At 65.1% G+C, this 9,239-nt stretch carries 6 protein-coding genes and 1 pseudogene; 2 read left to right on the forward strand and 5 right to left on the reverse strand.

Going from position 1 to position 9,239, the window contains the following annotated elements:
• Positions 1-1,404: pseudogene (locus BRAS3843_RS15605) on the reverse strand (cytochrome C); the annotation flags it as partial.
• A gap of 169 nt (positions 1,405-1,573) precedes the next feature.
• Positions 1,574-3,370 (reverse strand): tetratricopeptide repeat protein, encoded by a 1,797-nt coding sequence (locus BRAS3843_RS15610; RefSeq protein WP_008969913.1) that lies wholly within the window; start codon positions 3,368-3,370, stop codon positions 1,574-1,576.
• A gap of 127 nt (positions 3,371-3,497) precedes the next feature.
• Between BRAS3843_RS15610 and BRAS3843_RS15615 the strand changes: the two genes are divergently transcribed.
• Positions 3,498-4,136, forward strand: coding sequence for a LysE family translocator (locus BRAS3843_RS15615; protein ID WP_008969914.1), 639 nt, complete (start codon positions 3,498-3,500; stop codon positions 4,134-4,136).
• Between the two features lie 2 nt (positions 4,137-4,138).
• On the opposite strand, the gene BRAS3843_RS15620 is transcribed toward BRAS3843_RS15615, so the two are convergent.
• Positions 4,139-4,891, reverse strand: coding sequence for a sulfite exporter TauE/SafE family protein (locus tag BRAS3843_RS15620; protein WP_008969915.1), 753 nt, complete (start codon positions 4,889-4,891; stop codon positions 4,139-4,141).
• Between the two features lie 92 nt (positions 4,892-4,983).
• On the opposite strand from BRAS3843_RS15620, the gene BRAS3843_RS15625 reads away from it, so the two are divergent.
• Positions 4,984-5,874: a LysR substrate-binding domain-containing protein gene (locus BRAS3843_RS15625; protein WP_008969916.1), complete on the forward strand. Its 891-nt coding sequence runs from the start codon at positions 4,984-4,986 to the stop codon at positions 5,872-5,874.
• A gap of 3 nt (positions 5,875-5,877) precedes the next feature.
• On the opposite strand, the gene BRAS3843_RS15630 is transcribed toward BRAS3843_RS15625, so the two are convergent.
• Positions 5,878-7,848, reverse strand: coding sequence for a HAMP domain-containing methyl-accepting chemotaxis protein (locus tag BRAS3843_RS15630; protein ID WP_008969917.1), 1,971 nt, complete (start codon positions 7,846-7,848; stop codon positions 5,878-5,880).
• 190 nt (positions 7,849-8,038) lie between these two features.
• Positions 8,039-8,821: a histidinol-phosphatase gene (gene hisN, locus BRAS3843_RS15635; protein WP_008969918.1), complete on the reverse strand. Its 783-nt coding sequence runs from the start codon at positions 8,819-8,821 to the stop codon at positions 8,039-8,041.
• Positions 8,822-9,239 lie beyond the last annotated feature (418 nt).

A 9,239-nucleotide genomic window follows, 5' to 3' on the forward strand; every position in this document is an offset into this window, starting at 1 on the left:
GGCGAAGCGGGAGAAGCGCGTGGGGACCCATTGCGTCAGGATCATCGCAAAACCCATGGCCTCTTCGAGCTTGCGCAGGTCGACCATGGCCGGGCCGCCGTCGAAGCGGATGCTGGTGCCCTTGTAGCGGATGCTGCCGGTGTGACAGGCCGCGCAAGTAAGTCCGATCTTGTCGGGCTCGGCGGCGCCGGTGGCCGGATTGACCGCGCCGCTCAGCCGCGCGAAGCCGACCGGCAGGCCATTCGGATTGTCGGCCGGCGTTGGCGTCAGGCCCGGCTGAGGTGCGGGCGCCGGTGCGGCATTGGCGTCGGCTGCGGTGTCGAAGCCGTAGGGCTTGAGCGCGGCGGCGTCGCCGTCCACCATCTTCGGGCTCGAGATGAAGCCGAAGCGTTCGAGATAGGCGCTGTCGGATATCAGGCCGGGCGCGCCGAACACGGACAAATAAGGCTGCTCCAGCGCCAAGAACCATTTGTAGGGCACGGGGAACGTCGCCGTGCCCTGGGTGACGTGGTGAAACCACTGCCGGTCCTTCACCGTCCAGCCCTGATCGAGCCAGTGCGCCGCCTTCGGCTGTTCATAGGCCGGCAGCGCCGGCGGGACATATTGGGCGATCGGCTTCGGCAGGCTGTCGGCCAGCATCTGATCGACCTGGTCGGGAATCGCGAGCCAGGCTACGCCGAGCAGGAGAAGCAGCAGGACCAGCGCTGCGATCGTGGCCCGGCCGAGCCGCCACAGCACGCCCGCAGGCTTCGGCTTGGTGACCAGCCGGGTCACGATCCGCTCCGGCAGGGTGCGCTCGACGAACAGCGTGCGGACCTCGGCGACGCTGAGATAGCGCTTGTCGCCCTCACCCTTGCCCATCACACGGAGCAGCACCGGCCACTCGCCCTGCATCAGTATGGGGAAGTACCAGCGGGCATCAGCGCCGTCGCGGTCGAGATTGGCGCGCATGAAGGTCTTGATCTGCGCCGCATTCAGCCCGCGCTCGGTGCCGCCACATGGGTTGGGATAGTCGCTACCGAAGCAGGCGAAGCGGTCGATTTCATCCGGATGGACCTCGGCCGCGGCATCGAGAATGCGCGAGCCGCCACCATGCTTGTCGAGCGGGCCATTGCGCAGCTGATCGAGATCGGCGCCCGACCACAGGCTGCGCAACAGCCGCAGCGGGCCAAGCCCGTTGGCGATCAGCGCAACGCCAAAGGTCTGCGCCCAGACGATTCGCCGGCGCAAGCCGGTCTCGCCGCTCGCCGCCTGGATCGTGCTGCAGATCTTCGGCAGCGGCACGGCGTGCCCGCCGACGAAGCCGCCGGTGACGAGCGCGCGCAGGAAGGGGCAGGGATTGTCGGGCGAAACGGGATTCTGTTCAGGCAGCGCGTCGTCGGCGGGGGCGCGGTCTGTGGGCATGCAGTCGCATCCTCAGGCAAAGTGGCGAGTGATGAAACGAATAGCGTGGACCGGAATGCGCGCGCGTGAACCATCCCACACGCGCACAGGAATTCTCACGGCCTATGTCGATGATGGTGTAATCCGACTTCGTGTCAACCAAAAGTCGCAGGCGCGCAGGCCTTCCGGATCAGGATTCCGCCAGGCGTTGCGTGACCGTCTCGACCAAGGTCAGCCTCACCGAGGGAATGCGCGCCTTCACCAGACCCTCGCGGTAGTGCGCAATGTCATCGGGATTTTTCCAGCGGATATTGCCCGCCAGCCGCTCCACCGTCAGCCACGGGTAGAGACCGAGCATGGCTGTGACGACCTCTTTGGCTTCGATCAACCGCCCGAGTTGCGCAAGGCTGGCGGCCCGGATCGCGAGACCCTGCAGGTGATTGGGGTTCTCGTAATAGGACTCGCGCCCCCAGGAGAGCGCTGCGTCATAGTGCCCGAGCAGATAGTGGGTGAACGCGCTCAGCACGTTCCATTGGTAGCGCGGATCGCTGTTGCCGCGCTGGGCCGCGATCGAGAACTGCTCGACCGCGCGCTGATGCTCGCCGCTGACCATGTAGCAGGCGCCGAGCACGCCGCGCGCGCCCATGTCGTAGGGATTGAGCTCGACCGCCTTGTGCGCCGCCTCCATTCCCGTGTCATACCGGCCCTCCATCGCGTTGACGTAAGCCAGCAGCGAATAGGCGAAGGAGGAACGCGGGGCGAGCCGCACGCTGGTTTCGGCGAGCCGCAGCGCCTCGTCCCACAATTCGCGGGTGCTCCTGATCCAGCCGAAATGCACGCCCTGCAGCAGGATGGTGCCGAGATAGGTATGGGCGATCGCCAGCCCCGGGTCGAGCGCGATTGCTTCCCGGAACAGCGCGATCGACCGCTCGTAATCGGCCTTGGTCGGCTGATAGTAATGCGACAATCCGCGCAGGAAGCGGTCCCAGGCGGTGAGGTCGGTGCTCAGCGAACGGGTCGGGACCGCAGCCTCGGCGCGATAGATTTCGGGGATCAGCGCGGCGCACAGATTGGTGGTGATGTCGTCCTGCACGACGAAGACGTCGCCGATGTCCCGGTCATAGCGGCCGGCCCAGAGCTGCTCGCCGCTCTCGGGCGCAACCAGCTCGGCCGTCACCCGGATCTTGGCACCGGCGCGGCGCACGGTGCCCTGGATCAGGTAGGTTGCATCGGTTTCGCGCGCGATCAGGCGAGCGTTGAGACCGCCATTCTTGAAGCCGAAGGTCGAGTTCCGGCTCAGGACCCGGAAGAACGATTGCAGCGACAGCGCGTGAATCAGGTCCTCGGCCAGGCCGTCGGAGAAGTAATCGTCGGCGGCGTCGCTCAGATTGACGAAGGGCAGCACGCCGACGATCGCGGTCCGGTACTGGGGTGGCAGCGCCGAGCCGGTTCGCGGCGCGTGGGACCTGTCGGAGTGGCCCGGCTCCCAGGCCCAGACATTGATGGTATCTTCGATGTTCTTGAAGCGGAAATTGCCGGCGTCCGCGAAGCTGACCGACAAATGCCGGCTCGCTTCCTGATAGACCTTGGCCGAGATGGCCACGCCGCCGGGGCGGGCGGCCGCTTCCAACCGCACCGCAAGGTTAACGCCGTCGCCGAATACCTCGTCCTCATCGGCGATGATATCGCCCATATGGACGCCGAGGCGAAACAGCATGATCCGTTCCGCCGGCAGATGCGCGTTGCGTTCGGCCATCAGCCTCTGCAGCGCGACCGCTGCCTCGACGGCGCCGACCACGCTGGGGAATTCGAGCAGGAAACCGTCGCCGGTCTTCTTGATGATCCGGCCGCCGTGATTGAGGATGATGGGATGAATCGCGCCGCAATGCGCCTTGAACGCGGCATGCGTGCCGGCTTCGTCGGCCCCCATCATCCGCGAGTAGCCGGCTACGTCAGCGCAGACAATGGCAGCCAGCCGCCTTTCCATCGCACTCTTGCTCCCGCAACTGCCGATACCATGGCAGCGGCCGTTGAATCCAATCCTTTTGCAACTCACAATTCGTCTGAAATCTGCGCGATTGGTTCGCTACCTCCATGCCTTGAAGGAACCCGACATGCTGGGAATTCACGATTTTGGGCTGTTCATCCTGTCCGGCCTGCTGCTCAACGTCACGCCAGGTCCGGACACAGCCTATATCGTCGGCCGCAGCATGCAGATGGGCTGGCGGGGTGGGGCGCTGGCGGCGCTCGGCATCTGCACCGGCTGTCTGGTGCATGTCTTCGCCGCAGCGGTCGGCCTGTCGGCGCTGCTCGCGGCCTCGGCCAGGGCGTTCCTGGCCGTGAAATGGCTGGGAGCGGCCTATTTGGCCTATATCGGAATCAGGCTGCTGCTCACACACCGGCAATCATCTGCGAAGGGCGTGAAGGTGGTCAGTCCGGTGGTCCCGCTTCGGACGGTATTTCTGCAGGGCGCGCTCACCAATGTACTGAACCCCAAAGTGGCGCTGTTCTTCCTGGCCTTCCTGCCTCAATTCGTCGCAGCCGATGCCCCGCAGAAACCATTGGCCTTTCTGCTGCTCGGCGGAATTTTCATCGCCAACAGCACGATCTGGTGCCTCGGTGTCGCTGCGGTCGCGGCAAGGACGGCCAGGCGCGTCCAGAGCTCCTCGCAGGCGGTGGCTTGGCTCAACCGGGCGATCGGGGGACTGTTCGTCTATCTCGGCATTCGGATCGCGCTCTTGGACGCACGATAGAACTACCAGGAGAGTTCCACGATCGCGCTGCCGGCGAGATAGAGCCCGAGCAGGACCATCGCGACCAGGAAGACGCGGCGGAAGGTTTCCGCCGGCATTTTCGATCGCGCGGCCTGGCCGACGAACATGCCGAGGAAGGCGCAGGCCATCGCCACCGCGCCGGGCAGGGCGGTTGCGGTCGAGAGCAGGCCCGAGCTGGTCAGGTTGAAGGCGAGCGTAATGGTGGCGACGGTGAAGAACACGCCGAGCGCCTGCACCAGTTCGTCCTTCTGCAGCCCGATCGCCTGCATGTAGGGCACCGAAGGAACCACCTGCACGCCGGTGGCGGCCGAGATCAGGCCGGTGACGAGGCCGACGATGCCGCCGACCCACTTCTCGTGGCGTGGCGCCACGCTGAAGGCGACCTTGAACAGGCCGAGCAGGGCGTAAATGACCAGCAAGGTGCCCAGGGCGATGTTGCCGTAATGCGTCGAGGAATGGCTCAGCGCCGAGGCATTGAGGCAGATGCCGACCGCGGTGCCCAGCATCAGCGGCCACAGACGCCGGGCGATGTCGCGCAGATAAGGGCCAACGAAGGTCTGCCAGATATTGGTGATCACGGCCGGCACGATCACGATGGCAAGCGCGCGTCCCGGAGGCATCGCGACCGCAAGCAGCCCGACCGAGACGGTCGGCAGGCCGAGCCCGAGCGCGCCCTTCACGAAGCCGGCGAGCGTCAGAGCGAATGCGATGAAGATCAGGATGGGATCGATCATGGCACTGAGATTGACCGATCGCGTTCGACGGCACAATCTGGAGGTTACGGAGCAAGCCTTCGGCTGTAGCGAAGGCTCTGGGAGCATGACAGGTGCGGTTTGATCTGGTTGATCTCAGGCTGTTCATCGCGGTCGCCGACGCGCACAGCATCACCGGCGGCGCCGATCGCGCGCATCTGGCGCTGGCCTCGGCCAGCGCGCGGATCAAGGGCCTGGAGGATTCGTTTGGCGTGCCGCTGTTCAAGCGCGGCCGCCGCGGGGTGGCGCTGACCACAGCCGGCGAGAGCCTGCTCGATCACGCCCGCATCATCATGCACAATGTCGAGACCATGCAGGGCGAGATGGTCCGCTTCGCCTCGGGGCTGCGCGCCAATGTCGAGCTGCTCGCCAACACGGTCGGCCTCGCCGAGCACTTGCCGCGGGCGCTGGCCGCCTTCCTGCGCGATCATCCCGATATCAGCGTCGACGTCGAGGAGCGCGAGAGCACCGACATCGCGGCTGCGATCGCGGCCGGCAGCGCCGATCTCGGCTTTGCCGCCGAACACGCGCTCCCAGACAATGTCGAGCGCTTCGTGTTCGGTGAGGACCGGCTGACCCTGGTCGCCGGCCGCCGCGGGCCGTTCGCAGGCCGGCGCCAGATCGACTTCGTCGAGACTGCGGGGCAGGATTTCGTCGGCCTGACCCAGGCCACCGCGCTGCAGGTCCATATCGGCAAGCATGCCGCGCGGCTCGGCATTCGCCAGCACTTTCGCGCACGCCTGCGCGATTTCGACGCGATCTGCCAGATGGTGGCGGCCGGCGTCGGCATCGCGGTGGTGCCGGAGGCCGCGGCCCGGCGCTGTGCGCGCACGATGCCGATCTCGGTGATGACGCTCCGGGACGGCTGGGCCAATCGCCGGCTCGTCATCTGCGCCCGCAGCTTCAAGGCGCTCCCGCGTCCCGCCAAGCTCCTGGTCGATCACCTGCGCAAGGCGGCGGGCTGATGGCTATGCGGCCTGGACGGTTGTCAGGAACTTGCCGACCTCAAGCTTCAGCCGGCTGCTTTCGTTGGCGAGCGATTGCGCGGCCGAGAGCACCTGGGTGGAGGCCGAGCCGGTCTCGGCGGCGCCGTGCTGCACCTCGGTGATGTTCGAGGAGACGCGATGGGTCCCTTCAGCGGTCTGCTGCACGTTGCGGGAGATCTCCTGGGTCGCGGCACCCTGTTGTTCGACGGCCGACGCAATCGTTGCGGATATCTCCGAGAGCCGCCCGATGGTGCCGGAGATTTCCCTGATGACGTCGACCGATTCCTCGGTGGCGGCCTGGATGCCGGAAATCTGCCGGCCGATCTCCTCGGTGGCTTTCGCGGTCTGGTCCGCCAACGCCTTGACCTCCGAGGCGACCACCGCAAAGCCGCGGCCGGCTTCGCCGGCTCGTGCCGCCTCGATCGTGGCGTTCAAGGCCAACAGGTTCGTCTGGCCGGCAATGCTGCTGATAAGTTCGACGACATCGCCGATCCGGCTTGCCGCCTTCGACAATTCGCCGACGCGCGCGTTGGTGCGCTGGGCCTGGCCGACGGCATCGCCTGCGATCCGCGCCGATTCCTGTACCTGCCGACTGATCTCATTGACCGAAGAGGACAGCTGCTCGGTCGCCGAGGCCACCGACTGTGCGCTGGCGGCGGCTTCGTCCGAGGCCGACGCCACCGTCGTGGCCAGCGTCTGGCCGCGTTGCGCGGTTTGCGTGAGGGTCGCTGCGGAAGCTTCCAGCTCGGTAGAAGCCGAGGACACGGTCTCGACGATCTGCCCGATCGCCGCCTCGAAATCCTGGGCGAGCCGGTTCATGTCGGCCTTTCGCTGCTCGGCCTGACGCTGTTCCAAGAGCGCCTGTTCGGCCCGCATCCGCTCGGTTTCGATCATGTTGGTCTTGAAGACTTCGACCGCGTCGGCCATGTCGCCGACCTCGTCGCGCCGGCCGACGCCGGGAATGCGGATCGAGGCGTCGCCTCGGGCAAGACGCGTCATTGCGCCGGCCATTGCCCGAATGGCCCTCGAGATGCCGCTGCCGATCAGGAAAGACACACCGCTGACGACGACGAGCGCAACGCCGAGCGTGATCAGCATCCAGCGCTTCACCGCTTCACCGGTCGCCACCTCCGCCGCCTGAGCGGCCGCATAGCGCTGGCCAACCGTCTCGCCGATCTCGGCAAGGATGGGCTCGATGTCCGCATAGGCCTGAGACATTGCCGTCGCATGGCGTGCCGTCTCCTGGGCGCCGTCAGCCCAGGCCAGGAAGTCGACCTGGTACTTGTCCAGCTTCTGGTCGATATCGGCCTTGACCGCGGGCGCGAGGTTGGCATTCGCCACCGCCTTGGAGAATTCGGCGGCCGCTTTCTTCAGCTCGCCGATGTATTTCGGGTCGCGCCGGAGCATGAAGTCCTTTTCATGACGGCGCAGCATCAGCATGCCGCTGGTCAGCCGCGGTTCGTCGGCTTCCTTCAGTTTGCTTTCGATGGCATGCACGGCGTTGCGCAGCGATCCGGACAGGCCAAGCGTCTCGTTCAGGCCGAGCCGCACTTCCGCCTGTTCGACCGCTGCAAATTCTTGGTCGTAGCTTGCAAATCCCCTGGCAACCGCATCGACCTTTCCAACGAGCGTCGCATAGCCATTGGCGAGCATGACGCTTCGCAATTGCGCAAGCTCGCGCGTGATCGTCGCGCTCAGCTCCGCGTGACGCTTCGCGTAGCGCTCGTCACGACGAAGCTGGAAGTCCTTCTCAGCCCGGCGGGTCTGGAGCAGCTCGTTGGCGAGCTTCTGGTTGATGTCGGCGATGGCGCGGGCGTGTTCGGCGGAGGCGCGCGAGTCTCGCTGCGAAGCCTCGCCAAGGAAGTAGATGGTACCGAAGGCGACTAATCCGAGCAGGCCGACCAAGGCGATGGCCATGACCTTATGGGTCAGGCGAAAAGCGAATGGGAGCATCTGTACGTTCCAAAAACGCCCTGGGGCAGGCGATTGCGCAAACAAAGACGAGAATGAATTTGCTTGCGCAAAGCCTAGGCAGCGCGCGGTCAATGCTCCGTTAACCGCATGCCACCGGGCATAGGTAGAACTTCGGAGTTCAATCGACTTTAAAAGTTCACCGGCAGGCGCCGGGTAAGAAAGTAATGCGTCAGCCGGCCAGGATCTTCATTGCCGCCTCGTGCACGCGCTTGTCGCCGGCGGCGATGATGCGCCCGCCGGTCTGCGCTGGGCCCCCCTCCCAATTGGTGACGATACCACCAGCACCGTTGACGATCGGGATCAGGGCGGCAATGTCGTAGGGCTTGAGTTCGGTCTCGATCACGAGGTCGAGGTGCCCGGCGGCCAACATGCAGTAGGAGTAGCAGTCGCCGCCATAGCGCGACAGCCGGACCTGAGATTGGACCTGCTCGAAGATGCCGCGGTCGGCATCGTTCATCAGCAAGGGGCTCGTCGTGTAGCAGACGGCTTCGCTCAGCGAGGCGCAGCGCCGCACCGACAGCCGGCGCTCGCCGATCGAATTCCGATAGGTCGCCGAGGCGTTGTCGCCCGAGAAGCGCTCGCCGATGAACGGCTGATGCATCATGCCGAACACCGGCATGCCCTTGTGCAACAGCGCGATCAGCGTGCCCCAGATCGGAAATCCGGCGATGAAGGATTTGGTCCCATCGATCGGGTCCAGCACCCAGACGTAGTCAGCCTCTTCCCGCTCATTGCCGAATTCCTCGCCGACGATGCCATGCTGCGGGAAGTTGGCCTTGATCAGCCGTCGCATCACCGCCTCCGCCGCGCGATCGGCCTCGGTCACCGGATCGAAGTCGTGCCGGCTGCTCTTGTTGTCGATCGACAGCGAGGTGCGGAAGAAGGGCAGGATGGTTTCGCCCGAGGCGGTGGCCAGGCGGCCGATAAAGGCGGAGAAATCGATGACCGTCACGACAGGTCCTTCAATGAGGGAATCGGCGGAACCAGTATCGCGATTTACAGCCTGGCGTCATTTGCCGCGAACCCGGAATCCAAAGCGATCCGCGAGTTCATGGCACGCCAAAGCGCCTGCAGGTTTGAACGGGATTCGGTTCCCGAACGCGATCGTTTCCCCGGCATGGGTAGCCCAAATGCGGCGGTTGTGCACGGCCTACGGAACCCCACTGGCATTCTGGATATGTCCTCTGCGCCAGCAGGCCAATCGCGCGCGATTTATTGGCGATCTGCCGCCTCACGAAACTGCGACCGAAAGCCGGTAGCGCTTTGGAGCTCATTCGGATTCTCTAATCAAGCAATTGAAATTACTGATGAATTGAGCTTTCTGAGCCGCAGATGGCGCAACCCGGCCACTCATTTTTGCATGGGAAATG

It is taken from the genome of Bradyrhizobium sp. STM 3843 (assembly GCF_000239815.1).
Classification (GTDB): Bacteria; Pseudomonadota; Alphaproteobacteria; order Rhizobiales; family Xanthobacteraceae; genus Bradyrhizobium.

Coding starts and splice junctions, on each gene's coding strand:
- BRAS3843_RS15610 (WP_008969913.1), bottom strand. CDS start 3,370: ATGGAAAGGCGGCTGGCTGCCATTGTCTGCGCTGACGTAGCCGGCTAC.
- BRAS3843_RS15615 (WP_008969914.1), top strand. CDS start 3,498: ATGCTGGGAATTCACGATTTTGGGCTGTTCATCCTGTCCGGCCTGCTG.
- BRAS3843_RS15620 (WP_008969915.1), bottom strand. CDS start 4,891: ATGATCGATCCCATCCTGATCTTCATCGCATTCGCTCTGACGCTCGCC.
- BRAS3843_RS15630 (WP_008969917.1), bottom strand. CDS start 7,848: ATGCTCCCATTCGCTTTTCGCCTGACCCATAAGGTCATGGCCATCGCC.